Source organism: Microbacterium sp. HA-8, assembly GCF_046111165.1.
Lineage (GTDB): Bacteria > Actinomycetota > Actinomycetes > Actinomycetales > Microbacteriaceae > Microbacterium.
The window spans coordinates 1,855,729-1,877,943 of sequence record NZ_CP162025.1; the positions used below are offsets into that span (position 1 = coordinate 1,855,729).

General features: G+C 69.4%; 26 protein-coding genes. 14 read left to right on the top strand and 12 right to left on the bottom strand.

Features of this window, described 5'->3' with window-relative positions:
- The first annotated feature begins 174 nt into the window (after nucleotides 1-174).
- Complete coding sequence (locus AB2L57_RS08815; protein ID WP_292811335.1) at nucleotides 175-1,101, top strand: heme o synthase; 927 nt, start codon at nucleotides 175-177, stop codon at nucleotides 1,099-1,101.
- Between the two features lie 56 nt (nucleotides 1,102-1,157).
- Here AB2L57_RS08815 and AB2L57_RS08820 read toward each other — a convergent pair whose 3' ends face one another.
- Together AB2L57_RS08820 and AB2L57_RS08825 are read right to left on the bottom strand one after the other, a co-directional pair.
- Complete coding sequence (locus AB2L57_RS08820) at nucleotides 1,158-1,616, bottom strand: dinucleotide-utilizing enzyme (protein WP_409048594.1); 459 nt, start codon at nucleotides 1,614-1,616, stop codon at nucleotides 1,158-1,160.
- A gap of 110 nt (nucleotides 1,617-1,726) precedes the next feature.
- On the bottom strand, nucleotides 1,727-2,725 hold the full coding sequence (locus AB2L57_RS08825) for a COX15/CtaA family protein (protein ID WP_409048595.1): 999 nt from the start codon (nucleotides 2,723-2,725) through the stop codon (nucleotides 1,727-1,729).
- Nucleotides 2,726-2,971: 246 nt separating this feature from the next.
- On the opposite strand from AB2L57_RS08825, the gene sufB reads away from it, so the two are divergent.
- The 8 genes from sufB (at nucleotide 2,972) to AB2L57_RS08865 (ending at nucleotide 9,670) form a co-directional block, all read left to right on the top strand.
- On the top strand, nucleotides 2,972-4,390 hold the full coding sequence (sufB, locus tag AB2L57_RS08830; RefSeq protein ID WP_292811341.1) for a Fe-S cluster assembly protein SufB: 1,419 nt from the start codon (nucleotides 2,972-2,974) through the stop codon (nucleotides 4,388-4,390).
- Nucleotides 4,391-5,605, top strand: a complete 1,215-nt coding sequence (gene sufD / locus AB2L57_RS08835) for a Fe-S cluster assembly protein SufD (protein ID WP_292811344.1) — start codon at nucleotides 4,391-4,393, stop codon at nucleotides 5,603-5,605.
- Nucleotides 5,602-5,931 (top strand): non-heme iron oxygenase ferredoxin subunit, encoded by a 330-nt coding sequence (locus AB2L57_RS08840; RefSeq protein ID WP_292811346.1) that lies wholly within the window; start codon nucleotides 5,602-5,604, stop codon nucleotides 5,929-5,931. Before sufD ends, AB2L57_RS08840 begins: the two co-directional genes overlap by 4 nt.
- 82 nt (nucleotides 5,932-6,013) lie before the next feature.
- Complete coding sequence (gene sufC / locus AB2L57_RS08845) at nucleotides 6,014-6,781, top strand: Fe-S cluster assembly ATPase SufC (RefSeq protein ID WP_292811347.1); 768 nt, start codon at nucleotides 6,014-6,016, stop codon at nucleotides 6,779-6,781.
- Nucleotides 6,782-6,790: 9 nt separating this feature from the next.
- Nucleotides 6,791-7,120 carry a metal-sulfur cluster assembly factor gene (locus tag AB2L57_RS08850; protein WP_292811349.1) on the top strand — a complete coding sequence of 110 codons (330 nt, stop codon included), beginning with the start codon at nucleotides 6,791-6,793 and terminating at the stop codon, nucleotides 7,118-7,120.
- 64 nt (nucleotides 7,121-7,184) lie between these two features.
- Nucleotides 7,185-7,706 carry a thioredoxin family protein gene (locus AB2L57_RS08855; RefSeq protein ID WP_409046854.1) on the top strand — a complete coding sequence of 174 codons (522 nt, stop codon included), beginning with the start codon at nucleotides 7,185-7,187 and terminating at the stop codon, nucleotides 7,704-7,706.
- A gap of 3 nt (nucleotides 7,707-7,709) precedes the next feature.
- A complete protein-coding gene (locus AB2L57_RS08860) occupies nucleotides 7,710-8,471 on the top strand; it encodes a cytochrome c biogenesis protein CcdA (RefSeq protein ID WP_292811354.1) in 762 nt (253 codons plus the stop codon).
- 53 nt (nucleotides 8,472-8,524) lie between these two features.
- Entirely contained in the window at nucleotides 8,525-9,670 is a 1,146-nt protein-coding gene (locus tag AB2L57_RS08865; RefSeq protein ID WP_292811399.1) for a MalY/PatB family protein, read from the top strand.
- A 50-nt stretch (nucleotides 9,671-9,720) separates the two neighbouring features.
- On the opposite strand, the gene AB2L57_RS08870 is transcribed toward AB2L57_RS08865, so the two are convergent.
- Nucleotides 9,721-10,350 carry a biotin transporter BioY gene (locus AB2L57_RS08870; protein WP_292811356.1) on the bottom strand — a complete coding sequence of 210 codons (630 nt, stop codon included), beginning with the start codon at nucleotides 10,348-10,350 and terminating at the stop codon, nucleotides 9,721-9,723.
- Nucleotides 10,351-10,471: 121 nt separating this feature from the next.
- On the opposite strand from AB2L57_RS08870, the gene AB2L57_RS08875 reads away from it, so the two are divergent.
- Nucleotides 10,472-12,070: an ABC-F family ATP-binding cassette domain-containing protein gene (locus tag AB2L57_RS08875; RefSeq protein WP_292811358.1), complete on the top strand. Its 1,599-nt coding sequence runs from the start codon at nucleotides 10,472-10,474 to the stop codon at nucleotides 12,068-12,070.
- Nucleotides 12,071-12,126: 56 nt separating this feature from the next.
- Here AB2L57_RS08875 and AB2L57_RS08880 read toward each other — a convergent pair whose 3' ends face one another.
- Genes AB2L57_RS08880 through AB2L57_RS08895 form a run of 4 tightly spaced genes read right to left on the bottom strand, consistent with a single transcriptional unit; the run spans nucleotide 12,127 to nucleotide 14,097 of the window.
- Nucleotides 12,127-12,987 carry an SURF1 family protein gene (locus AB2L57_RS08880; protein WP_292811401.1) on the bottom strand — a complete coding sequence of 287 codons (861 nt, stop codon included), beginning with the start codon at nucleotides 12,985-12,987 and terminating at the stop codon, nucleotides 12,127-12,129.
- 26 nt (nucleotides 12,988-13,013) lie between these two features.
- Nucleotides 13,014-13,229, bottom strand: a complete 216-nt coding sequence (locus AB2L57_RS08885; protein ID WP_292811360.1) for a hypothetical protein — start codon at nucleotides 13,227-13,229, stop codon at nucleotides 13,014-13,016.
- Nucleotides 13,226-13,597, bottom strand: a complete 372-nt coding sequence (locus AB2L57_RS08890; RefSeq protein ID WP_292811362.1) for a DUF3099 domain-containing protein — start codon at nucleotides 13,595-13,597, stop codon at nucleotides 13,226-13,228. Before AB2L57_RS08890 ends, AB2L57_RS08885 begins: the two co-directional genes overlap by 4 nt.
- Before the next feature lie 41 nt (nucleotides 13,598-13,638).
- Nucleotides 13,639-14,097 carry a DUF4190 domain-containing protein gene (locus AB2L57_RS08895; RefSeq protein WP_292811364.1) on the bottom strand — a complete coding sequence of 153 codons (459 nt, stop codon included), beginning with the start codon at nucleotides 14,095-14,097 and terminating at the stop codon, nucleotides 13,639-13,641.
- Nucleotides 14,098-14,252: 155 nt separating this feature from the next.
- Here AB2L57_RS08895 and AB2L57_RS08900 point away from each other — a divergent pair, with 155 nt between their 5' ends.
- Nucleotides 14,253-14,963: a beta-ketoacyl-ACP reductase gene (locus AB2L57_RS08900; RefSeq protein ID WP_292811366.1), complete on the top strand. Its 711-nt coding sequence runs from the start codon at nucleotides 14,253-14,255 to the stop codon at nucleotides 14,961-14,963.
- A 9-nt stretch (nucleotides 14,964-14,972) separates the two neighbouring features.
- On the opposite strand, the gene AB2L57_RS08905 is transcribed toward AB2L57_RS08900, so the two are convergent.
- The 3 genes from AB2L57_RS08905 to AB2L57_RS08915 are packed head-to-tail and all read right to left on the bottom strand — an operon-like array spanning nucleotide 14,973 to nucleotide 17,630.
- Nucleotides 14,973-15,662 carry an alpha/beta fold hydrolase gene (locus AB2L57_RS08905; RefSeq protein WP_292811368.1) on the bottom strand — a complete coding sequence of 230 codons (690 nt, stop codon included), beginning with the start codon at nucleotides 15,660-15,662 and terminating at the stop codon, nucleotides 14,973-14,975.
- Between the two features lie 38 nt (nucleotides 15,663-15,700).
- Nucleotides 15,701-16,345, bottom strand: a complete 645-nt coding sequence (gene serB / locus AB2L57_RS08910; RefSeq protein WP_292811370.1) for a phosphoserine phosphatase SerB — start codon at nucleotides 16,343-16,345, stop codon at nucleotides 15,701-15,703.
- A 40-nt stretch (nucleotides 16,346-16,385) separates the two neighbouring features.
- Nucleotides 16,386-17,630, bottom strand: coding sequence for a glucose-1-phosphate adenylyltransferase (locus AB2L57_RS08915; RefSeq protein ID WP_292811373.1), 1,245 nt, complete (start codon nucleotides 17,628-17,630; stop codon nucleotides 16,386-16,388).
- Nucleotides 17,631-17,676: 46 nt separating this feature from the next.
- Between AB2L57_RS08915 and glgA the strand changes: the two genes are divergently transcribed.
- Together glgA and AB2L57_RS08925 are read left to right on the top strand one after the other, a co-directional pair.
- Entirely contained in the window at nucleotides 17,677-18,870 is a 1,194-nt protein-coding gene (gene glgA, locus AB2L57_RS08920) for a glycogen synthase (protein ID WP_292811375.1), read from the top strand.
- Nucleotides 18,871-18,899: 29 nt separating this feature from the next.
- On the top strand, nucleotides 18,900-19,715 hold the full coding sequence (locus AB2L57_RS08925; protein WP_409046855.1) for an ABC transporter ATP-binding protein: 816 nt from the start codon (nucleotides 18,900-18,902) through the stop codon (nucleotides 19,713-19,715).
- A gap of 34 nt (nucleotides 19,716-19,749) precedes the next feature.
- Here AB2L57_RS08925 and AB2L57_RS08930 read toward each other — a convergent pair whose 3' ends face one another.
- Nucleotides 19,750-20,961, bottom strand: a complete 1,212-nt coding sequence (locus tag AB2L57_RS08930; RefSeq protein ID WP_409046856.1) for an integrase — start codon at nucleotides 20,959-20,961, stop codon at nucleotides 19,750-19,752.
- 176 nt (nucleotides 20,962-21,137) lie between these two features.
- On the opposite strand from AB2L57_RS08930, the gene AB2L57_RS08935 reads away from it, so the two are divergent.
- Nucleotides 21,138-21,386: a type B 50S ribosomal protein L31 gene (locus tag AB2L57_RS08935; RefSeq protein ID WP_292811379.1), complete on the top strand. Its 249-nt coding sequence runs from the start codon at nucleotides 21,138-21,140 to the stop codon at nucleotides 21,384-21,386.
- 72 nt (nucleotides 21,387-21,458) lie between these two features.
- On the opposite strand, the gene AB2L57_RS08940 is transcribed toward AB2L57_RS08935, so the two are convergent.
- Entirely contained in the window at nucleotides 21,459-22,199 is a 741-nt protein-coding gene (locus tag AB2L57_RS08940; RefSeq protein WP_292811381.1) for an exonuclease domain-containing protein, read from the bottom strand.
- Nucleotides 22,200-22,215 lie beyond the last annotated feature (16 nt).

Genomic DNA, 22,215 nt, shown 5'->3' on the forward strand with positions numbered 1-22,215 from the left:
TGACGGCAGTGTGGCATCCGCCCGTGACAGGTGTGTATCGCGGCCCTCACGGGGCTGGGCGCGCGGTTGTGAGACCTGCGGCGACGCCGGTCACGGGGCGCCGGCGGACGGACCGCGTGTGCACGATGCCATAGACTCGACGGGTAACTGCGAGTGTCGGGCGGGGGGGGGGCGATGGACATCACGGCGACGTCCGGCACCCCGGCATCCATTGCATCGCGCCCCTTCGGTCGCACCGTGCGCGCGTACGTCGCGCTCACCAAGCCCCGTGTGCTCGAGCTGCTGCTCGTGACCACAGTGCCGGTGATGATCCTGGCGCAGAACGGGCTGCCCGACCTCTGGCTGGTGCTCGCCACCGTGATCGGCGGATCCCTCAGCGCCGGCTCGGCCGCGGCCTTCAACATGTACCTCGATCGCGACATCGACGCCCACATGCAGCGCACCGTCAACCGGCCGCTGGTGACGGGCGAGGTGTCGCCGCGCGGCGCCCTCGTGTTCGCGTGGACGCTGGCCGTCGTCTCGACGCTCTGGCTCTGGCTCACCACCAACTGGCTGGCGGCGGTCCTCTCGGCCGGCGCGATCTTCTTCTACGTCGTCATCTACACGATGATCCTCAAGCGCCGCACCGAGCAGAACATCGTGTGGGGCGGCATCGCGGGCTGCTTCCCCGTCGTGATCGGCTGGTCGGCCGTGACCGGATCGCTCTCGTGGGCGGCGCTGATCCTCTTCGCGCTCGTGTTCCTCTGGACGCCCCCGCACTACTGGCCGCTGTCGATGAAGTACAAGGCCCAGTACGACGAGGTCGACGTGCCGATGCTGGGCGCCACGCGCTCGGGTGCTCAGGTCGGGCTGCAGGTCATCCTGTACGCCTGGGCGACGGTGGCGTGCTCGCTGCTTCTGATCCCCGTCGCCGGCATGGGACTGGTCTACACGGCGTCGGCGCTCGTCTTCGGCGGGTGGTTCATCTACGAGTCGCACCGCCTGTACAACCGCGCGGTGCGCGGCACCGAGCCGGCGCCGATGCGTGTGTTCCACGCATCCATCACCTATCTGACGCTGCTGTTCGTCGCGATCGCGATCGACCCGCTGCTGCCGTTCTGAGCGCCCGACGAGGGCGGGGGATGCTGCACCCCGCCGCCCGTCGGGAACGCTCGCGGTCAGCGGGACCCGGCCTCCGCGCGGTCCCGCCCGGGGGCGCCCTGAGCGGGCTCCTCGGCGTCGAACGCCTCGTCCCGGGCCCGGTCGTACGCGGCCGTCGTGGGGTGCGCGGCGTCGACCTCGGGCTCGGGGTCGGACGTCTCGTCCTCCTCGGCATCGTCGAACGACAGCGGCTCGACGACCTCGAGGGGCCGCTGTGGCAGCAGGGATGTCGCTGCGGCGATGGCGGCCGCGAGGGCGAGGCCCACCAGACCCGCCCCCAGCACGATCGCGCCGACGATGGCCCAGACCTGACCGACGTAGACGTCGCTGTTGGTCGCCGAGCCGTCGGTCAGCCGCGCGTCGATGCCGCTGAGCGTCTCCGTGGTCAACCACCCCCCGGCAACCGCGACGGCGAGCGATCCGACGAGCAGCGACCAGAACGGGATGCTGCGGATCAGACGGGGGCGAGTGGCCATGGGGGACTCCTCAGGTTCGGGGCGGCACGGTGCCGCGGATGTCCCGACTCTGATCGCCGCGATCGTGCGGAGTCTTTCCGGCAGCTATGCGTGGGCTGTGGATCCCGCGCTCAGCGCCCGCGCATGGTGGCGGCCTCGTGCGGGTCCGCTCGCCCCGCCACGAACGCGAAATCGCGCGCTCCCGACGGCTGCTTCAGATGCAGCACGACCGCCGTCATCGCCGCGACCAGCAGCACGGCCAGCACCATGTGGATGTTGACCAGCACGATGGGCAGGCCGGTACGCGCCTGCCACAGGCCGACGGCGATCTGCACGAGTTCGGTCGCCAGCAGCATCCCCACCCAGAACCGCAGGGGCGCGCGCAGCCGCCAGCCGGTGACGAGAAGCAGGATCGTCAGGGCGAACGCCGCGTAGGCCGGCCACGAGTGCAGATGCTGCATGTACTCGGGATCCAGCCCATTTCGTGCCGCGCCCGCGTCGCCCGCGTGCGGTCCGGAGCCGGTGACGAGGATGCCGACGACGACCGTGATGAGCACGGCGGCGCTGGTGAGGTGGGCAAGTCCCGCGTACCATGCGGGCACGGCGCGCTCTCGCGGCCCCGGTCCCGTGTAGACGCGGTAGACGAAGGCCGCGGCGAGGGCGACGAGCACGACCGAGGCGAAGTAGTGCAGGCCCACGACGTACGGGTTGAGGTTGCTGAGCACGGTGATGCCGCCGATGATCGCCTGCAGCGGGACGTACAGGCCGATCGCGAGGGCGAGCCAGAACAGGTCTGGGCGCTGCCGTCGCATGCGCACGACGAAGAGGAAGGTCACGATCGCGACCGCCACAAGGACGAAGGTGAGCAGGCGATTGCCGAACTCGATGACGCCGTGGATGCCCATCTCGGGCGTGTTCACGAAGGAGTCGTCGGTGCAGCGGGGCCACGTCGGACACCCCAGGCCGGATGCCGTCAGCCGCACGAGCCCGCCCGTGCCGACGATCGCCACCTGCACGACGAAGGTCGCCCAGGCCGCCCAGACCACGCGGCGATCCACCCGGGTGGGCAGCGCGCGCCACAGGCGGGCGACGAGGGAACGGTGCGCGGCGGGAGCGGGGGAGTCGTGCATGGCGGAGCCTTCCGGCGCGTGCTCCTCGCAGGGGCGGGTCGGCGGACCGGCCCGGCGGAGGGAGCCGTACCTGTAGAATCGGGGTGTTGCGATGTGTGCGCGAACCGCGTCACGGCATCGCTCACAGTGTAGGCGCGAAGACCTGCGCTTCTGAGAGGGCCCACCAGCGGCTTGTCCGGATCGATGCGATCGAGTCGGAATGCCGGGGCGGATGACACCGTTGCGGCCCGAGAGGAGAGTACGACCATGTCTGAGGTGCTGATCGATCGCCCCGAACTCGCTGGGCTGGGAGTCTACGAGTTCGGCTGGCACGACGACGACGCCGCCGGAGCCATCGCGCAGCGAGGCCTGAGCGAGGGCGTCGTTCGGGGGATCTCGTCGCTCAAGAGCGAACCCGAATGGATGCTGAAGACCAGGCTCAAGGGCCTGCAGCTCTTCGGCCGCAAGCCGATGCCGACGTGGGGCGCCGACCTCAGCGACATCGACTTCGACAACATCAAGTACTTCGTGCGCTCGACCGAGAAGCAGGCGCAGTCGTGGGAGGACCTCCCCGAGGACATCCGCAACACGTACGAGCGCCTCGGCATCCCCGAAGCGGAGCGCCAGCGCCTCGTCTCGGGTGTCGCCGCACAGTACGAGTCCGAGGTCGTCTACCACCAGATCCGCGAGGACCTCGAGCAGCAGGGTGTCATCTTCATGGACACCGACACGGCGCTGCGCGAGCACCCCGAGTTCTTCGAGGAGTACTTCGGCGCGGTCATCCCCGCGGGCGACAACAAGTTCGCGGCGCTGAACACCGCCGTGTGGTCGGGTGGGTCCTTCGTGTACGTCCCCAAGGGCGTGCACGTCGAGATCCCGCTCCAGGCCTACTTCCGCATCAACACCGAGAACATGGGTCAGTTCGAGCGGACGCTGATCATCGCCGATGAGGGCAGCTACGTCCACTACATCGAGGGCTGCACCGCGCCGATCTACAAGAGCGACTCGCTGCACTCGGCCGTCGTCGAGATCATCGTGAAGAAGAACGCCCGCGTGCGTTACACGACGATCCAGAACTGGTCGAACAACGTCTACAACCTCGTCACGAAGCGCGCCGTGGCGCACGAGGGCGCGACGATGGAGTGGATCGACGGCAATATCGGCTCCAAGGTGACGATGAAGTACCCCTCCATCTTCCTGATGGGCGAGCGCGCCAAGGGCGAGACGCTCTCCGTGGCGTTCGCGGGTCCCGGTCAGCACCAGGACGCGGGCGCGAAGATGATCCACATGGCCCCGTACACGCACTCGTCGATCGTCTCCAAGTCGATCGCTCGCGGCGGCGGTCGCGCGGGCTACCGCGGCGAGGTCAGGGTCGACGCGAATGCGCACCACTCGGCCAACACCGTGCGCTGCGACGCACTCCTCGTCGACACGATCTCGCGCAGCGACACGTACCCCGCGATCGACATCCGTGTCGATGACGTGCAGCTCGGTCACGAGGCGACCGTGTCCAAGGTCAGTGAAGAGCAGCTGTTCTACCTGATGAGTCGCGGGCTGCCCGAAGACGAGGCGATGGCGATGATCGTGCGCGGCTTCATCGAGCCGATCGCGCGTGAGCTGCCCATGGAGTACGCGCTCGAGCTCAACAAGCTCATCGAGATGGGCATGGAAGGATCCGTCGGCTAGATGACGACCACGACCACCCCCCGCCACGTGCCCGGCAGCGAGGCACACACCGACGGAGGATGGGGGAACACCCCTGCCGCCGGCGCGCCCTCCCACGTCCCGATCCAGACGCGCTCCGAGCGTCCGCGTTCGTACGACCCGGCCGACTTCGCCGCCCCCACGGGGCGCGAGGTGAACTGGAAGCACACGCCGATCGCGGCGCTTTCGCCCCTGTTCGCCGACGAAGACGGCGACCCCGGTGCCGTGCGGGTGTCGACGACCGGTCCGGTTGCGGCATCCACCCTCGCTCACGGGGCCGCCCCGCGCGGAGAGGCCTTCACCCCCGAAGACCTGCCGAGCGCGATCGCATGGACGCGCGTGGCCGACGCGTTGCACATCGCGATCCCCGCCGACGCGGAGTACGCAGAGCCCGTCGTCGTGTCGCTCGCGGGCACGGGGGCTGAGCGACCCGGCCACGCGCACATCGTGATCGAGGCCCACCCGCACTCGCGGGCCACGGTCGTTCTGCGCCACACCGGATCCGCGCTGTTCGCCGAGAACGTCGAGATCGTCGTCCGGGACGGGGCGAATCTGAACGTCGTGTCGGTGCAGGAGTGGGATGACACCGCCGTTCACCTCGCGGCGCACCAGGCCCGGGTCGGCCGTGACGCGCGGTTGCGCCACACGATCGTGAGCTTCGGCGGGACGCTCGTGCGGGTCAACCCCTCGGTCGAACTCGCCGGCACCGGCGCGGAAGGCGAGCTGTACGGGCTCGCCTTCGCCGATGCCCCGCAGCACCTCGAGAGCCAGGTCTACTTGCACCACAAGGGCGCTCAGACGCGCGGCGACGTCCTCTACAAGGGCGCGCTGCAGGGCGAGGGCGCGCGCACCGTCTGGATCGGCGACGTCCTCATCGGGCGGGATGCTGTGGGCACCGACTCGTACGAGGCCAATCGCAACCTCGTCCTCACGGAGGGCGCGCGCGCCGACTCCATCCCCAATCTCGAGATCGAGACGGGCGACATCGCCGGCGCGGGCCATGCGAGCGCAACGGGTCGCTTCGACGACGAGCAGCTGTTCTACCTGCAGGCGCGCGGAATCCCCGAGGACGAGGCGCGACGTCTGGTCGTCCTCGGCTTCCTCGCGGAGATCGTGCAGAAGGTGGGCGTGCCCGCCCTCGAGGACGAGCTCACGGCGCTCGTCGAGACGGAGCTCGCCGACGGGGCCCGCGCATGAGCCTGCAGCGCGCCTGCGGTCTCAGTGAGCTCGAGCAGGACACCGCGAAGCGCGTCGAGCTCGACGGCAAGCCGATGGCGATCGTGCTCGATGCCGACGGTGTCGTGCACGCGATCGGCGACACCTGCACGCACGGCGACATCTCGCTCTCGGACGGCTTCGTCGAGGGCGACACGCTCGAGTGCTGGGCGCACGGCTCGGCGTTCTCGCTCCGCACGGGAAAGCCCCTCAACCTCCCCGCCTACGAGCCGGTGCCCGTCTACGTCGTCGAGATCGACGGCGACGACGTGCTCATCGATCCCGACGCTACCGTGGCCGTCTCATGACCTGCCCCGTCTCCACTTCGGCCCTCTGACCGGCCGCACCGAATCCCGGCCGGTCCCCGGCCCCACCGAAGGAACCTCCACCATGTCTGTTCTCGAAATCCGCGACCTGCACGTCACCGTCGAGACCGATGCCGGCCAGACGCCGATCCTCAACGGCGTCACGCTGACCATCAGCACCGGCCAGACCCACGCGATCATGGGCCCGAACGGCTCCGGCAAGTCCACCCTCGCCTACACGATCGCGGGACACCCCAAGTACACCGTGACCGAGGGCACGATCACGCTCGATGGCGAGGACGTCCTCGCGATGAGCGTCGACGAGCGCGCCCGTGCGGGACTCTTCCTCGCCATGCAGTACCCGGTCGAGATCCCCGGCGTGACCGTCAGCAACTTCCTCCGCACGGCCAAGACCGCCATCGACGGCGAGGCCCCCGGCATCCGCACGTGGATCAAGGACGTCAAGGGCTCGATGAAGAACCTGCGCATGGACGCCAAGTTCGCCGAGCGCAACGTCAACGAGGGATTCTCGGGCGGCGAGAAGAAGCGCCACGAGATCCTGCAGCTCGAGCTCCTCAAGCCGCGCATCGCCGTGCTCGACGAGACCGATTCTGGTCTCGACGTCGACGCGCTCAAGATCGTCTCGGAGGGTGTCAACCGCGCCAAGTCCGAGACCGACCTTGGCGTTCTGCTCATCACCCACTACACGCGCATCCTGCGCTACATCCACCCCGACTTCGTGCACGTGATGGTTGCCGGGCGCATCGTCGAGGAGGGCGGCCCCGAGCTGGCCGACCGCCTCGAGAACGAGGGCTATGACCGGTTCGCGCCGCCGGCCGAGATCGACGCGTAGGATTCCGTCATGACCGCGACCCTCACTCCCGAGAAGTTCGACGAGGTCACCGAGGCTCTCAAAGACGTGATGGACCCCGAGCTGGGCATCAACGTCGTCGACCTCGGTCTGATCTACGACCTGGCCTGGGACGACGAGAACGACGCCCTGGTCATCCACATGACCCTCACCAGCGCGGGCTGCCCGCTTACCGACGTGCTCGAGGAGCAGACCGCGCAGGCCCTGGACGAGGTCGTCGACCGGTTCCGCATCAACTGGGTGTGGATGCCGCCGTGGGGCCCGGAGCGCATCACCGACGACGGGCGCGACATGATGCGCGCGCTCGGGTTCGCCATCTGAGACAAACCGGAGACAGTCCCCTCCTGGCGCAGCCGGGGGCTCTTCTGCGCGCGACGATGGGTGGATGAAGAGATCCACCGTGCTCGTCCTCGCGTCGGCCGCAGTCCTCGTCCTGGGCGGCGCGATCCTCGGCGTCGCGGCTGCGCAGAGCGGTCCCGCGTCGGTGTCCTCGACGGTGGCGCCGACTCCGATACGGGGCACCGGCGAGCCCGCCCCTTCGTCTGCCGCTCCCGATGATCCTTCGCCGTCGTCCGAGGCCCGGGATTCCGTGCCAGCCGGCGCCTACGTGGATTACGCCGACGACGCCGTGGCGGCAGCGACGGGTACACGCATCCTCTTCTTCCATGCGGACTGGTGCCCGCAGTGCCGCGCGCTGGAGGAGGACATCCTCGCGCAGGGGGTTCCTCCCGGCGTCACCATCTTCAAAGTCGACTACGACACGAACCAGGAACTTCGACAGCGGCACGGGGTGAGGCTGCAGACGACGGTCGTGCTGCTCGATGCCGCCGAGGAATCCGCGGCATCGATGGTGCCCTACGACGATCCGACGCTGGCGAGAGTGCTCGCCGGTCTCGGGGTGGGGTGAGCCATGCTCCTCCTGACGGTGGCGTCCTTCGCCGCGGGCGTGCTCACCGTCCTCGCGCCGTGCGTGCTTCCGCTGCTGCCCGTCATCGTCGGCGGCACCGCCGCGCGCACCGCCGACGGGCCGACGCGGCGTTCGCGTCCGTTCGTCATCGCCCTCAGCCTCGCGGTGTCGGTCGTGGCCTTCACACTCCTGTTGAAGGCGAGCACCGCCCTGCTCGGCGTCCCCCTGTGGGTATGGGCACTCGTCTCGGGTGGCCTCGTCGCTGCGATCGGCGTCACCATGCTCGCACCGGCCGCATGGGATCGCATCGTCGTCGCGTCGGGCGTGCAGGCCTGGTCCGGCCGCGCCCTCGCGCGCCATCACGAGCGCCGCGGGGTCGTCGGCGATGTTGCGCTCGGCGCGGCGCTCGGCCCTGCGTTCAACAGTTGCAGCCCTACGTACGCCCTCATTGTCGCGACGGTGCTCCCGACGGGTTTCGTCGCGGGCGTGCTCTACACCGCCGCCTACGCGGCGGGCCTGGCCCTCGCGCTGCTGGCCATCGCCCTCGCGGGCACCGCGCTGGTGCGAAGGCTCGGGTGGCTGGCCGACCCGCATGGATGGTTTCGTCGGACGATGGGCGCGCTCCTCATCCTCACGGGTCTGGGCATCGTTCTCGGCCTGGACAGGATGCTGCAGTCCTTCATCCTCGATCGCGGCTGGTACGCCCCCATCGAGCAGGTCGAGCGAAGCATCCTGAGCGCAGGCGCGCTCGGTTTCGCCATCTGACGCCCCGATCGGCGACTCCTCGAAACGCTGGTTAGGCTCGTCGGGTGAGTACGATGCCGCTTCAAGCCCTGCCCGTCGATCTGCTGCGTCAGCGTTCGAGCACGAAGTGGCGCACGTACCCCGACGACGTGATCCCGCTCTTCGTCGCCGAGACCGATTTTCCGCTGGCGCCCGCGATCACCGCTCGACTCGAGCGCGCGGTCGCGCTGGGTGACACCGGCTACACACCGCCGGACCCCGGCGTGCGCTCCGCCTACGCGGGCTTCGCTGCCCGCCGTTTCGGATGGCAGGTCGATCCGTCTCACATCCGCACGACCGGCGATGTCATCATGGGCGTCGTCGAGATCCTCCGGCGCGTGATCGAGCCCGGTGACCGCGTGATCGTCACGACCCCCGTCTATCCGCCGTTCTTCGACGCGATCCCCGAGGCGGGTGGGGTGGCGCAGCGTGTGCCGCTGATCGAGACAGGCGACGGATTCGCGCTCGATCTGGCGGGCATCGAGGCGGCGCTGGCGGCCGGCGCCCGCGCGGTGCTGCTGTGCAACCCCCACAACCCGACCGGGACGGTGCACTCGCGGTCCACGCTCGCGGCTCTCGCCGAGCTCGCGGCCGCGTTCGGAGCCGTCGTCGTCAGCGACGAGATCCATGCCCCGTTGACGCAGCCCGATGCGGGCTTCACACCCTTCTTGAGCTCCTCCGACACCGCGCCCCGCGTGGGCCTCACCGTGACCAGCGCGAGCAAGGCGTTCAATCTCGCCGGTCTGAAGTGCGCGCTCATGATCGCGGGCGACGAGGACCACGCCGGCATTCTGCGGGCGATGCCGGCGGAGGTCGAGTGGCGCACCGGGCTTTTCGGTGCCCTCGCCGCGACCGCGGCGTTCGCGCCCGAGAGCGATGGCTGGCTGGATTCGCTGCTCGAGGCGCTCCGGGCCAACCACCTGCTGCTGGCCGATCTCCTGGCCGAGCACCTGCCGGCCGCGCGGTTCCGCGTGCCGGAGGCGGGATACCTCGCCTGGGTCGACCTGAGTGATCTGGAGTGGGGCGAGAACCCCGCGGTGAAGATCCTGCGCGAGGCGCGGGTGGCCCTGCACCATGGCCCCCTCTTCGGCGAGCAGGGGCGCGGGCACGTGCGCATCAACGTGGGGTGCGCGCCCGAGGTGCTCGCCGAGGCGATCACGCGCATCGGCGCCCTGGCGTGAAACGATGAACGCCCCGGGCGACCGGGGCGTTCATCATGAGCGGGATGCTGTCACTTGCGCTCGTCGAGGGCGCGCACGCCGCGCCATGCGAGGGGGATCAGCAGCGCGGCGACCGCGGCTTTGACGATGCCGCCGAGGATGAACGGCAGGACTCCGGCCGAGAGCACGGATGCGAACGTCACCTCGACGCCGACGACCGTGGCGAGGATCAGGGCCATGTAGGGCACGCCGACGAGGAACGGGATGATGCTCGCGGCGATGAAGCCGACGAAGGCGAGCGCGGGTCGGCGGTCCCACGCACGCTCGGCGAACCAGCCCGCGACGAAGGCGGCGGGGATGAAGCCGAGGATGAATCCGAACGACGGTGTCAGCACGTAGAGCGGCCCTGCGAGCGCGGTGGCGAAGACCGGAAGCCCGGCGAGGCCCGCGAGCATGTACGTCGTGAGCGCCGCCGCGCCGCGGCGTGAGCCGAGCGCCGCGCCGACGAGGATGACGCCGAGCGTCTGACCCGTGATGGGCACGGGCCACATCGGCACGGCGACCTTCGCGAGCAGGGCGACGATCGCGGCGCCCGCGATCACGAGTCCGGCGTCGACGGCGAACGCACGAGCACGCGAGGACGGGCGGGCGATCACATCGGCGAGCACCCGGTGGGGTGCGGGGGCGGCGAGGGATGACATGGGGCTCCTTCGGCGTCAGAGACGACGGCCGACCCGAGCGGGGGCCGGCTCCCGACTTATACTAGGGGGCTGGTCCCTTCGGGCCTTTGTATCCATCCCACCGACGAAACGGACATCCGCTGTGCTCGCCGTGCACGACCTCGAGATCCGCGTAGGCGCCCGCGTGCTCATGTCCGACGTGTCCTTCCGCGTCTCGCCGGGCGACAAGGTCGGCCTGGTCGGGCGCAACGGAGCGGGCAAGACGACGCTGACCAAGGTGCTCGCGGGTGACCTGCTGCCCTCCGACGGACGTGTCGACCGGTCCGGCGAGCTGGGGTACCTGCCGCAGGACCCGCGCTCGGGAGATCCCTCGATGCTCGCGCGCACGCGCATCCTCGACGCACGAGGCCTCGGCACGCTGGCGATCCAGATGCACGAGGCGGCGCTGGCGATGGGCGATGACGATGCCGCCGTCGCCGAGAAGGCGATGAAGCGGTACGGCGCGCTCACCGAGCGTTTCGAGGCGCTCGGCGGTTACACCGCCGAGGCCGAGGCGGCGACGATCTCGCACAACCTGTCGCTGCCGGATCGCCTGCTCGATCAGCCGCTGAGCACGCTGTCGGGCGGGCAGCGACGACGCATCGAGCTGGCTCGCATCCTCTTCTCGGACGCGGACTCGATGATCCTCGACGAGCCGACCAACCACCTCGACGCCGACAGCGTCGTGTGGCTACGCGAGTTCTTGAAGAACTACAAGGGCGGGCTGATCGTGATCAGTCACGACGTCGAGCTCGTGGGCGAGACGGTCAACCGTGTGTTCTACCTCGATGCCAACCGCCAGGTCATCGACGTGTACAACATGAACTGGAAGAATTACCTGCGCCAGCGCGTGGCCGACGAGGAACGCCGCAAGAAGGAGCGCGTCAACGTCGAGAAGAAGGCGACGGCCCTGCAGCTGCAGGCTGCGCGATTCGGCGCGAAGGCCTCGAAGGCCGCAGCCGCCCATCAGATGGTGGCGCGGGCCGAGAAGATGCTCTCGGGACTCGATGACGTGCGCCAGGACGAGCGCGTGGCGAAGCTGCGCTTTCCCAAGCCCGCGGCGTGCGGCAAGACCCCGCTCATGGCCACCGGATTGTCCAAGTCGTACGGGTCGCTCGAGATCTTCACGGATGTCGATCTCGCGATCGACCGGGGGTCCAAGGTCGTCATCCTGGGTTTCAACGGCGCGGGCAAGACGACGCTGCTGCGCATCCTCGCCGGGGTCGACAAGCCCGACACAGGGCAGCTCGAACCGGGCCATGGCCTCAAGATCGGCTACTACGCACAGGAGCACGAGAATCTCGACGTGAACCGCTCGGTGCTCGAGAACATGATGTCTGCGGCACCCGACATCACCGCGACCGAGGCGCGCAAGGTGCTCGGGTCGTTCCTCTTCACCGGAGACGACGTGCTCAAGCCCGCGGGTGTGCTCTCGGGTGGAGAGAAGACCCGGCTGTCGCTGGCCACGCTCGTGGTGTCATCGGCCAACATGCTGCTGCTGGACGAGCCGACGAACAACCTCGATCCGGCGTCGCGCGAAGAGATCCTCGGGGCACTTGCACACTACGAGGGTGCGGTCGTCCTCGTCTCGCACGATGAGGGCGCGGTGATGGCGCTCAACCCCGAGCGCGTACTCATCCTGCCCGACGGCGTCGAGGACATCTGGAACCGCGAGTACCAGGAGCTCATCACCCTCGCCTGACTTCTGCGCGTCGACGGCCGCAGGCAGCCCGCGGGATGCCGTGATCCGGCGGGCCGTCAGCGCGACGCGGCATCGAGGATGGCGTCCTCGTCCTCCATGTCGCTGTCGCGACGTCGCCCGCTCCTGTCGCGTCGGGGGCGGGGCGGACTCGGTGCACCGTCATCGGGGGCGGCGTCCGCGAGATCCTCGCGCCGATGCGTGATCTCGGTGCGGATCACGTAGCCGATGAAGATGAATCCCATCACGGCGAAGAGGATCCACTGGATCGCGTACGACAGATGCGGACCGGGATCCGCGGTGGGAGGATCGATCGGCTCGGGGCGAGTGGCGGGCGTTGGCTCCTCGGCGACCATGAGCGCATAGGCCCCGGTCACCGTCGTGGCCCCCGTGTCCTGGGCGATGAGGGGCAGATCGATCGTCGCCACCTGCCCGTCGGGTGCACCCCGGCCCGACGCGGGAGCGGGCTCGCCCGGCCGGAGACGCGCGGTGACGATGACGTCCCCCGCGGGGGCGGCGGGAACCGCGGCGGGATCGGCGCTGTCGGATGCCGGCGGTACCCAGCCCCGATCGACGATGACGATGCGGCCGTCATCGAGCAGGAAGGGCGTCAGCACCTCGAACGCGCTCGTTCCGCCGCGCGGACGGTTGCGCACGAGCACCTCCTCGTCCGCCAGGTAGCGTCCCTGCAGCGCGACGGGCCGCCACTCGTCGTCGGCGTCGAAGTCCGATGTTCCCGCGATGAGCGTGCTCAGCGGGACGGGGGACTGGTCGTAGTTGCGGGCGACGAGGTCGAGTTGGGCGGCGCGCTCCTCATTGCGGGTGAACTGCCAGTCGGCGAGGAACGCGCAGGCGATCGCGAAGACGACGGCCAGCGCGATGTAGATCGCCCAGCGACCCGCCGTCGGGACCCGCTGCATGCTCATCCCGCGAGAGGGGTGCGCGCTCATGCGGGGGTTTCCGTCTGCGGGGCGGTGAACGGCGCGACCTCGACGGGGAAGTCCCGCGCGGCGAGGTAGTCGCGCAGGTAGTCGACGTGGTCGCCGCACGCCAGCCAGATCTTGCGGCGTTCCGCGGAGTGGATGCGGGGGTTGCGCCAGACGACCTGCCAGCGAGCGATCTCGCGGCAGCCGGCGCGCGCGCACGGTGCGGGTTCGCTCACGGGACCTGGTCCTCGGGTTTTCGGGGGATCTCGGAGATGCGGATGACGGCGGGCGCGCTCGGCGGCATCGCGCTCGACGCAGCAGCGCGCGGCGCGGCGGCCGGGAGGGCGCGTTCGGGGTTCTCGGCGCGAGGTGCACGTGCATCCATGCCCACGTTCGCGAGGACGACGGCGACGTAGGGGAGGAAGACCGCTCCCGCCGCGAAGACCCACGTATACCACCCGTAGGGCGTCACGAACGCCATGAGCAGGAAGCACGCGATACGGACCGCCATCGTCGTCGCGTATCGCCGAAAACGCGCGGCGGCCTCGTCTCGCGGTGCCTGCGGCAGCGAGGTGGACGACGGTGGCGGGGTGGACGATCTCACGGTGCTACCAGGGTACGCCGCCGCGACCGCGCGGGACCCGCTCAGGAGGAGATGGTGGGCGGTGTCTGCACGATGGTGAAGAAGAAGGGGATGAACGCGAGCACGAGAATGATCCCGAGCACCGCCAAGGCGACGCCCACCCACCCGATGATGGTTCCGGCCAGGGCGAGTCCACGCCCGCCCTCGCCGCTGCGGCGAACCTGCGAGAGTGCCATGTGCCCCGTGATCACGGCGACGATCGACCCGATCAGGGGCACGACGAACATTCCCACGAGGGAGCTGACGAACGACACGACCGCGAGGGTGTTCGTCCGCGGCGCGGCGCCGCCGTAACCGTAGCCGGGAGCGGCGGGGTATCCCGGCGCGGCGGGGTAGCCGGGCGCGGCGGGGTAGCCCGGAGCGGAGTCGGCGGCCGGTGCGCCCTGCGGGGCTGCGTAGGGCGGCGGCGCGCTCGGCGTGCGGTTCGGATCGGTTCCGCCGGCGGGGTTGTCAGCGCTCACGGTGTCCTCCAGATCGGTGGGAGCGGGACCGTCCAGGCCCCACCCCAGCCTCCCAGGTGGGGAACGGCGGTTCAATCCGACACGGCCTCGGGGCGCTCGGCGCGAGCCGAATGGCTAGGCTGGGGCGGTTCGTCACCCGCGACCCAGGGAGCACCATGTCCACCGAACGCGTCGTCCTCGTCACCGGCGGAAACCGCGGCATCGGCCGCGCGATCGCCGAGCGCTTCGTCCGGGAGGGCTACCGCGTCGCGGTCACCGCGCGCTCGGGAGAGGGACCGGAGGGCACGCTGACGGTGCGCGCCGACGTCACCGACTCCGCTTCGCTCGACGCCGCCTTCGGCGAGGTCGAGTCGGCGCTCGGCCCCGTGGAGATCCTCGTCGCGAACGCCGGGATCACGAAGGACACCCTGCTGCTGCGCATGAGCGAGGACGACTTCGACTCGGTGATCGCGACCAATCTGGGCGGCACGTTCCGCGCCGTCAAGCGTGCCTCCAAGGGGATGCTGCGTGCCCGATGGGGTCGCGTCATCCTCATCTCGAGTGTCGTCGGGCTCTACGGTTCGGCCGGGCAGATCAACTACGCCGCCTCCAAGAGTGCGCTCGTCGGGTTCGCGCGCTCGCTCACCCGCGAGCTGGGAGGGCGGGGCATCACCGCCAACGTCGTCGCTCCCGGGTTCATCGAGACCGACATGACGGCGGAACTGCCGGCGGACACGCAGGCGGAGTACAAGCGCAGCATCCCCGCCGGGCGGTTCGCGACCCCGGACGAGGTGGCGGGCGTGGTCACGTGGCTCGCCTCGGACGACTCCGCGTACATCTCGGGCGCCGTCATCCCCGTCGACGGCGGGCTCGGGATGGGCCACTGAGCCCCGAGCTCACCCCGCCAGCACCTGCACCAGCACCTCTCCGACATCGGCCGGTCGGCTGAACTGGGGCCAGTGTCCGGTGGGCAGGTCGATGATCTCGAGATCGCGGATGCGCGTGAGCTCGAGTGCCCACTCCGCGCCGTCGCGCATGTACCCCCGCATCTCTTCGGCGGAGTGGCTCGACATGATGACCGTCGCAGGGACGTCGAAGCGCCGATCGTCGCGCAGCGAGATCGGCTGCGAGGGGACGGCGGCCGGCACGTCGCGCATGCGAGAGGCGATCGCTGCCCGGGCGTCGTCGTCGAGGCCGCGCACATCGGCATCGTCGAACGCGTCCCAGCCGGGAAAGGGCACGACACCGTCGACGACGGGGAACTCCCACACGATCCCCCCGTCCACGGGAGGAAAGGTGTCGAGGTAGATCGCCCGCGAGACGCGGTCGGGGCGTGCGTCGACCGCGCCGTGCACGACGTTGCCGCCCCCGGAGTGGCCCACGAGCGCAACGGGACCCTCGAGCCCGTCGATCGCGCGGACGACGGCCTCGATCCATTCCGTCATGCCGATCTCCGTGGGATGCCCCGCCCCGACGCCCGGCATCGTCAGCGGATGGGCCGTGTGCCGGGCGGACTGAAGGACGGGGATCACCCCTTGCCACGACGACGCGTCGAGCCACAGTCCGGGAACCAGGATGACGTCCATGCCTCGACGCTACGCCCGGGCGCGGACATCCGGAACGGTCAGCGCGGAAGGAGCGGGATCACCTCGCGCAGATCGACCGCGCCGATGACGAGGTCGGCCTGCGCCCGCACGGCGGGCTTGGCGTTGAACGCGAGGCCGAGCCCGGCGGTGCGCATCATATGCAGGTCGTTCGCCCCGTCTCCGATGGCGACGGTCCGCGCGGCCGGCACACCGTGCTCGTCGGCCCACGCGCGCAGCATCGTCGCCTTGACCGCGGCATCCACGATCTCGCCCTCGACGTCGCCCGAGAGCACGCCGTCGCGGACGGCGAGGCGGTTGGCCCGCCAGACGTCGATCTCGAGGGAAGGGGCGATCGAATCGAGGATCTCGTGGAAACCCCCCGAGACGACACCGACGATGCCGTCGCGGGCGTGGACCGCCGCGACGAGCTCCCGCACCCCCGGGGTGGGTTCGATGCGCGCGAGCACCCTCGGAAAGGCCGCGACGGGCACTCCCGCGAGGGCGGCGACGCGGGAGCGCAGACTCTCGGCGAAGTCGACCTCGCCGCGCATCGCGGCCTCGGTCGCGGCGGCGACCTCGGCGCCCCTGCCTGCTTCGTCGGCGAGCAGCTCGATGACCTCGTTGCGGATCAGGGTGGAGTCGGCATCGAGCACGACGAGAAGCCGGGGGTGGGTCGAAGGCACCCCTCGAGGCTAGCGAACGTGCGCGCGGAGACCGCGCGGGTCAGGCCTCGACGTGGATGTTCTTGCCCACGACCGTGATCCCGGTCTCGGTCACGGTGAAGCCGCGCGCGATGTCGCGTTCGCGATCGACGCCGACCGTCGCCCCGGGCGCCAGCTCGACGCCCTTGTCGAGGATCGCGCGATGGATGCGGGCACCCGCGCCGACCCGCACGTGGTCGAAGAGCACCGAGTCGGTGATCGTCGAACCGCCGCCCGCGAGAGTCCACGGGCCCACCACGCTGCGCTCGAGATGCGTGCCCGAGAGCACCGAGCCGAGCGAGACGATCGAGTCGATCGCGTTGCCGATGCGGCCGACCGAGTCGCGCACGAACTTCGCGGGCGGCGAGTTGACCGCCTGTGAATGGATCGGCCAGTCCATGTTGTAGAGGTTGAAGATCGGCAGCGTGGAGATGAGGTCCATGTGCGCGTCGAAGAAGGACTCGATCGTGCCCACATCGCGCCAGTAGGAGCGGTCGCGATCCGTCGAACCGGGGACGTCGTTGCGCTTCATGTCATACACGGCGGCCTCGCCGCGATTCACGAAGTAGGGCACGATGTCGCCGCCCATGTCGTGGTTGGAGGTCGCGACCTCGCCATCGGCCTCGACGGCCTCGCGCAGCGCTTCGGCGTCGAAGATGTAGTTGCCCATCGATGCCAGCACCTCGTGCGGGGCGTCGGCGAGGCCGACTGCGTTCTGCGGCTTCTCGAGGAACTCGCGGATGCGCGTCGGATCGTCCGGCTCGACGTCGATGACGCCGAACTGATCGGCCATGCCGATGGGCTGGCGGATGCCGGCCACCGTGGCGCGCGCGCCGGATGCGATGTGCGCGTCGAGCATCTGCTGGAAGTCCATGCGGTAGACGTGGTCGGCGCCGATCACGACCACGATGTCGGGCTTTTCGTCGTTGATCAGATTCAGGCTCTGCAGGATCGCGTCGGCAGACCCCGAGAACCAGCGCTTGCCGAGTCTCTGCTGCGCCGGCACGGAGGCCACGTACGCACCGAGCATGGGGGACATCCGCCACGTCTGCGAGATATGCCGATCGAGGCTGTGCGACTTGTACTGCGTGAGCACGACGAGCTGCCGCAGGCCCGAATTGATGAGATTCGAGATCGCGAAGTCGATGAGGCGGTACTGACCGCCGAAGGGAACCGCGGGCTTCGCGCGATCTGCCGTGAGAGGCATGAGTCGCTTGCCCTCGCCCCCCGCGAGGATGATTCCGAAGACCTTCGTCCCTGTAGGCATGCCCACAGACTATGCCCCCGCCGGGGCGGGGACTAGCGTTACTCGCATGCGCGTCGACGTCGTCACCAAGGAATATCCGCCCGAGGTCTACGGAGGCGCCGGCGTCCACGTCGCCGAGCTCGTGAAGGCGCTCCGAGAGCGCATCGATGTGCGTGTGCACGCCTTCGGCGCACCCCGCGACGAGCCCGGCACGACCTCCTACGGCGTGCCTTCCGGTCTGTCCGCCGCCAACCCCGCCGTCCAGACGCTCGGCGTCGATCTCGAGATGGTCGGCGACGTCGCCGGCGCCGACGTCGTGCACTCCCACACCTGGTACGCGAATTTCGCCGGACACACCGCGGCGTTGCTGCACGGCATCCCGCACATCGTCTCGGCGCACAGTCTCGAGCCGCTGCGTCCCTGGAAGTCCGAGCAGCTGGGCGGCGGGTACGCCGTGTCGAGCTGGATCGAGAAGACGGCCTACGAAGCCGCCGCGGCGGTCATCGCGGTCAGCGGGGGCATGCGCGACGACATCCTGCGCTGCTACCCGGCCCTGGACCCCGCCCGCGTGCGTGTGATCTACAACGGCATCGACACCGAGGAGTGGGCGCCCCTCGATGATCCCGCGCTCGCGGCGTCGCTGGGCGTCGATCCGGCGAGGCCCTCGATCGTCTTCGTCGGCCGCATCACGAGGCAGAAGGGCCTGCCCTACCTCTTGCGTGCCGCCGAACTGCTCCCGCCCGACGTGCAACTCGTGCTGTGCGCAGGCGCCCCCGACACGCCGGAGATCCTCGAGGAGGTCGCCGCCGCCGTCCTCGGTCTGCAACGGACGCGCCAGGGCGTCGTCTGGATCGATCGGATGCTGTCGCGCACGGAGTTGCGCGCGGTGCTGACCGCCGCGACCACCTTCGTATGCCCCTCCGTCTATGAACCGCTCGGCATCGTGAACCTGGAGGCCATGGCGTGCGGGGCGGCGGTCGTCGGAACGGCGACGGGAGGCATCCCCGAGGTCGTCGCGGACGGCGTGACCGGCAGGCTGGTGCCGATCGAGCAGATGCAGGACGGCACGGGCACACCGATCGACGCCGATCGGTTCGTCCGCGACCTCGCCGCGGTCCTGACGGAGGTCGTCGCCGATCCCGAGCGCGCGGCCGAGTACGGCCGTGCGGGACGCCGGCGGGCAGCCGAATCGTTCAGCTGGCGACAGATCGCCGCGCAGACCGAGGCGCTGTACGCCGAGGTCGCCGCGGCTCACGGGTAGTCGCGCAGCGAGCCGATAGGCTGGAGCATATGGGCCAGGTGCTGGAATTCCGTGATGTCGTCGTGCGCCGCGAGGGGCGCGACATCGTCGATCACCTGACCTGGGGGGTCGCCGACGACGAACGCTGGGTCATCCTCGGGCCCAACGGCGCGGGAAAGACCACGCTGCTGCAGCTGGCCGACACGCTGATCCACCCCACGGCGGGCGAGGTCCACGTCCTCGGTGAGCGGCTCGGGCGCACCGACGTCTTCGAGCTGCGTCCGCGCATCGGGTTCGCCTCCTCCGCCATGGCTCGCCGGATTCCGCGCGAGGAGAGCGTGCTCGACACCGTGCTCACCGCCGCTTTCTCGGTCACCGGGCGCTGGCGCGAGGAGTACGAGGACATCGACGAGCGGCGTGCGCTGCGCGTGCTCGCGGAATGGAAGCTCGACCACCTCGCGGACCGCACGTTCGGCACCCTGTCGGACGGCGAACAGAAGCGCGTGCAGATCGCCCGCGCGATCATGACCGATCCCGAACTGCTGCTGCTCGACGAGCCCACCGCGAGCCTCGACCTCGGCGCCCGCGAGGAGCTGCTCGCACTGCTCGGCGGCTACGCTCAGGCGCCGACGACGCCCGCGATGGTCATGGTGACCCATCACGTCGAAGAGATCCCCGTGGGCTTCACACATGTGCTGCTGATCCGCGACGGCGCGGTCGTCTCGGCCGGTCCTGTGTCGGAGGCGCTCACCGAGGCGTCGCTGACCGAGACGTTCGGCCTGCCCATCGGGCTGACCGAGCACGACGGCCGGTTCGCCGCCCGGGCCAGGGCGCGTCTTGCCTCACGTCAAGATGTCCGGGAGTGAGTGATGCTTGCCTCACGTGAAATGTCCGCGTAGCTCAGGCGGCGGGGCGGGTGCCCTGGGTGCGGGCGGCGGCGAGTTCGATGAGTTGTTGCTGGATCTGGTTGATCCGTCGGGTGATCCGTGCCGGGTTCAGCTTCGCATGCTCGCGCTCCAGTCGGGCGCGGGTCTTCTCGTCGAGCACACCGGCGTCGAGCAACCGCTGGTAGGGGGTACGTGGCTTGTCGTAGACGCGCTTCTTCCGGCCGGCTGCGGTGTGGGTCCAGTCGATCGCTTTCACGCAGGGCAGCAGATGGTTCTTGCGGGCCATCACGAAATCCCAGAGCTCGTTGAGCAGGGTCATCTCCGCCTCGGTCTCGTAGCGGTAGCGGAACGCGTGTTTGCGGACCCAGTCGCCGTTGCGTTGCTCGACGTGCGCGTTGTCGTTGTGCTTGTAGGGACGCCCCCGGGTGACGGGGATCTCCTTCTTGTCCGCCCAGGCGATCACGCCCCAGTTCATGAACTCGGATCCGTTGTCGAAGTCGAGCCCGGCGACCGGGACGGGCGCGTTCTTCACCATCCATTCCAGGGCGCCGTGCACGTGCACGTAGGCGTTGTTGCGGATCGTGCGCAGCATCGTCCACCCCGCGACCGGGTCGGTGCCGGTCAGGGTGCGCAGGAACTCGCCTTTGAGGGAGTGGCCGCAGTGCGCGACGGTGTCCAGCTCCAGGAACCCCGGGACGGTCAGCGGGGCGTCCATGCTGGTGCGCGTCGGGATCGAAGAGCGCAGGATGTGGGACGGCTTCGTGCCCGAGACCGCGACCGGGTAGGCGGCGTCCTTGTGCGGTTTCAGGTACCGGTCGATCGTCGCGGCGCTCATCGATCGCAACTCGTCCAGCACCTCCGGTGTGACCCGCTGCTCGACCTTGCCGAGCTCACGGAAGCGGACGAGGCGTTCGAGGGTGTCGTCCATGATCGCCGCGAAGTACTTTCCCGACGGCTGCCCGGACAGCCGCCAGACTTCTTGCAGCACCACGAGCGCATCGTAGGAGTACTTCCGCTCACGCGGCTTACGCTGCTGATCGCGCGCGGCACCTTTGCGTGCGTTCGCGGCACGGATCGCGCGGCGCGCGTGATCACGCGTCCAGCCTGTCGCGTGCACAAGCTCGTCCAGCAGCCGGCCCTTCTCTTCCTTGCCTGCTTTCGCATACTCGCGGGCGAACTTCTTCGTGATCTCACGGCGCGCCGCCATCGACAACTCCCTGCTCATCACCCCAGGGAACTACGCGGACATTCCTACGTGAGGCACGCGCAGCCCTTCCCGGACCTTTTAGCTGAGTCTCGTCGGGGCGTAGGACCCGCGCCCGGCATCTGTTAGAATTGGCCCTTGGTGCCTTCGCGCCACGGACTTCTCTCCCACGTAAGCAACCGCCACAAGGATTCCGCATGAAGACTGACATCCACCCCGAGTACAAGGCCGTCGTGTTCCGCGACCTCGCGTCGGGCGAGACCTTTCTGACCCGTTCGACGGTCGGCAGCGATAAGAAGATCGAGCTCGACGGCGTCGAGTACCCCGTCATCGACGTCGAGATCTCGTCGGCTTCGCACCCGTTCTACACGGGCAAGCAGCGCATCATGGACTCGGCCGGTCGCGTCGAGAAGTTCAACCAGCGCTTCAAGAACTTCGGTAAGTAAGCCGTTCGACGAAGGGCCCCGCGCGTGTCGCGGGGCCCTTCGTCATGCCTCGCGTGCGGCGGGGCGTGCAGATCACCGGATGGGCCAGGATCCGTCGAGGCTCTCGGCGGGATCGAGCCGGCCGATGCGGATGAAGTACTCCGACAGGCTCTCTGCCTGCGCACGCGCCCACGCGATCTGACGGGTGTGCAGCTCGGCTCCCGTGGCGGGCAGTCGATCGGCGAACCGAGCCGCGATCGCCTGCGCCACGCGGCCGGCGGCGATCGCATCGGCCGACGCATCGTGCGCGGCCTCGAGCAGAACCTCGTAGTGCGCCGCGACGGCGTCGAGGGTGCGCTTGCCGCGGCGATACCGGTCGAACGTCTTGTCGACGACGAGCGGGTCGATCACGGGAGCGGGGGAGAGGATCGGGGCGATGCCCAAGCGCTGTGCCTCGTACTTGAGCATCGAGAAATCGAACGGGGCGTTGTAGGCGACGACGGGGATGCCGGCGGTGAACAGATCGCGCAGGCGGTTGACGATCTCACCGACCACCTCGCGCGCAGGGCGTCCGTGCTTCCGTGCATGCGCGGTGGTGATCCCGTGCACGGCCGTCGCCCCCTCGGGGATCTCGATGCCCGGGTCGGCCAGCCATGAGGCGTGCTCGATCACGGCGCCGCCGGGCCCGACCACGCCGACGTGCGCGCTGACGATGCGATCGACCTCGACATCCACCCCGGTGGTCTCGAGGTCGAATACACCCAGCGTCCGGCACCACGCGGGGGGACCCGGGAGGAGGAACTCGTCTCCGAAGAGGGGCTCGGCCTGCACCATGTCCCCACGCTATGGG

Coding starts and splice junctions, on each gene's coding strand:
- AB2L57_RS08820 (WP_409048594.1), bottom strand. CDS start 1,616: ATGGCCACTCGCCCCCGTCTGATCCGCAGCATCCCGTTCTGGTCGCTG.
- AB2L57_RS08940 (WP_292811381.1), bottom strand. CDS start 22,199: ATGGTGCAGGCCGAGCCCCTCTTCGGAGACGAGTTCCTCCTCCCGGGT.
- AB2L57_RS08915 (WP_292811373.1), bottom strand. CDS start 17,630: ATGCCTACAGGGACGAAGGTCTTCGGAATCATCCTCGCGGGGGGCGAG.
- AB2L57_RS08840 (WP_292811346.1), top strand. CDS start 5,602: ATGAGCCTGCAGCGCGCCTGCGGTCTCAGTGAGCTCGAGCAGGACACC.
- AB2L57_RS08870 (WP_292811356.1), bottom strand. CDS start 10,350: ATGTCATCCCTCGCCGCCCCCGCACCCCACCGGGTGCTCGCCGATGTG.
- AB2L57_RS08880 (WP_292811401.1), bottom strand. CDS start 12,987: ATGCAGCGGGTCCCGACGGCGGGTCGCTGGGCGATCTACATCGCGCTG.
- AB2L57_RS08815 (WP_292811335.1), top strand. CDS start 175: ATGGACATCACGGCGACGTCCGGCACCCCGGCATCCATTGCATCGCGC.
- AB2L57_RS08930 (WP_409046856.1), bottom strand. CDS start 20,961: ATGAGCAGGGAGTTGTCGATGGCGGCGCGCCGTGAGATCACGAAGAAG.
- AB2L57_RS08905 (WP_292811368.1), bottom strand. CDS start 15,662: ATGGACGTCATCCTGGTTCCCGGACTGTGGCTCGACGCGTCGTCGTGG.
- AB2L57_RS08825 (WP_409048595.1), bottom strand. CDS start 2,725: ATGCACGACTCCCCCGCTCCCGCCGCGCACCGTTCCCTCGTCGCCCGC.
- sufB (WP_292811341.1), top strand. CDS start 2,972: ATGTCTGAGGTGCTGATCGATCGCCCCGAACTCGCTGGGCTGGGAGTC.
- AB2L57_RS08865 (WP_292811399.1), top strand. CDS start 8,525: ATGCCGCTTCAAGCCCTGCCCGTCGATCTGCTGCGTCAGCGTTCGAGC.
- AB2L57_RS08925 (WP_409046855.1), top strand. CDS start 18,900: ATGGGCCAGGTGCTGGAATTCCGTGATGTCGTCGTGCGCCGCGAGGGG.
- glgA (WP_292811375.1), top strand. CDS start 17,677: ATGCGCGTCGACGTCGTCACCAAGGAATATCCGCCCGAGGTCTACGGA.
- AB2L57_RS08855 (WP_409046854.1), top strand. CDS start 7,185: ATGAAGAGATCCACCGTGCTCGTCCTCGCGTCGGCCGCAGTCCTCGTC.
- sufC (WP_292811347.1), top strand. CDS start 6,014: ATGTCTGTTCTCGAAATCCGCGACCTGCACGTCACCGTCGAGACCGAT.
- AB2L57_RS08900 (WP_292811366.1), top strand. CDS start 14,253: ATGTCCACCGAACGCGTCGTCCTCGTCACCGGCGGAAACCGCGGCATC.
- AB2L57_RS08935 (WP_292811379.1), top strand. CDS start 21,138: ATGAAGACTGACATCCACCCCGAGTACAAGGCCGTCGTGTTCCGCGAC.
- sufD (WP_292811344.1), top strand. CDS start 4,391: ATGACGACCACGACCACCCCCCGCCACGTGCCCGGCAGCGAGGCACAC.
- AB2L57_RS08850 (WP_292811349.1), top strand. CDS start 6,791: ATGACCGCGACCCTCACTCCCGAGAAGTTCGACGAGGTCACCGAGGCT.
- AB2L57_RS08860 (WP_292811354.1), top strand. CDS start 7,710: ATGCTCCTCCTGACGGTGGCGTCCTTCGCCGCGGGCGTGCTCACCGTC.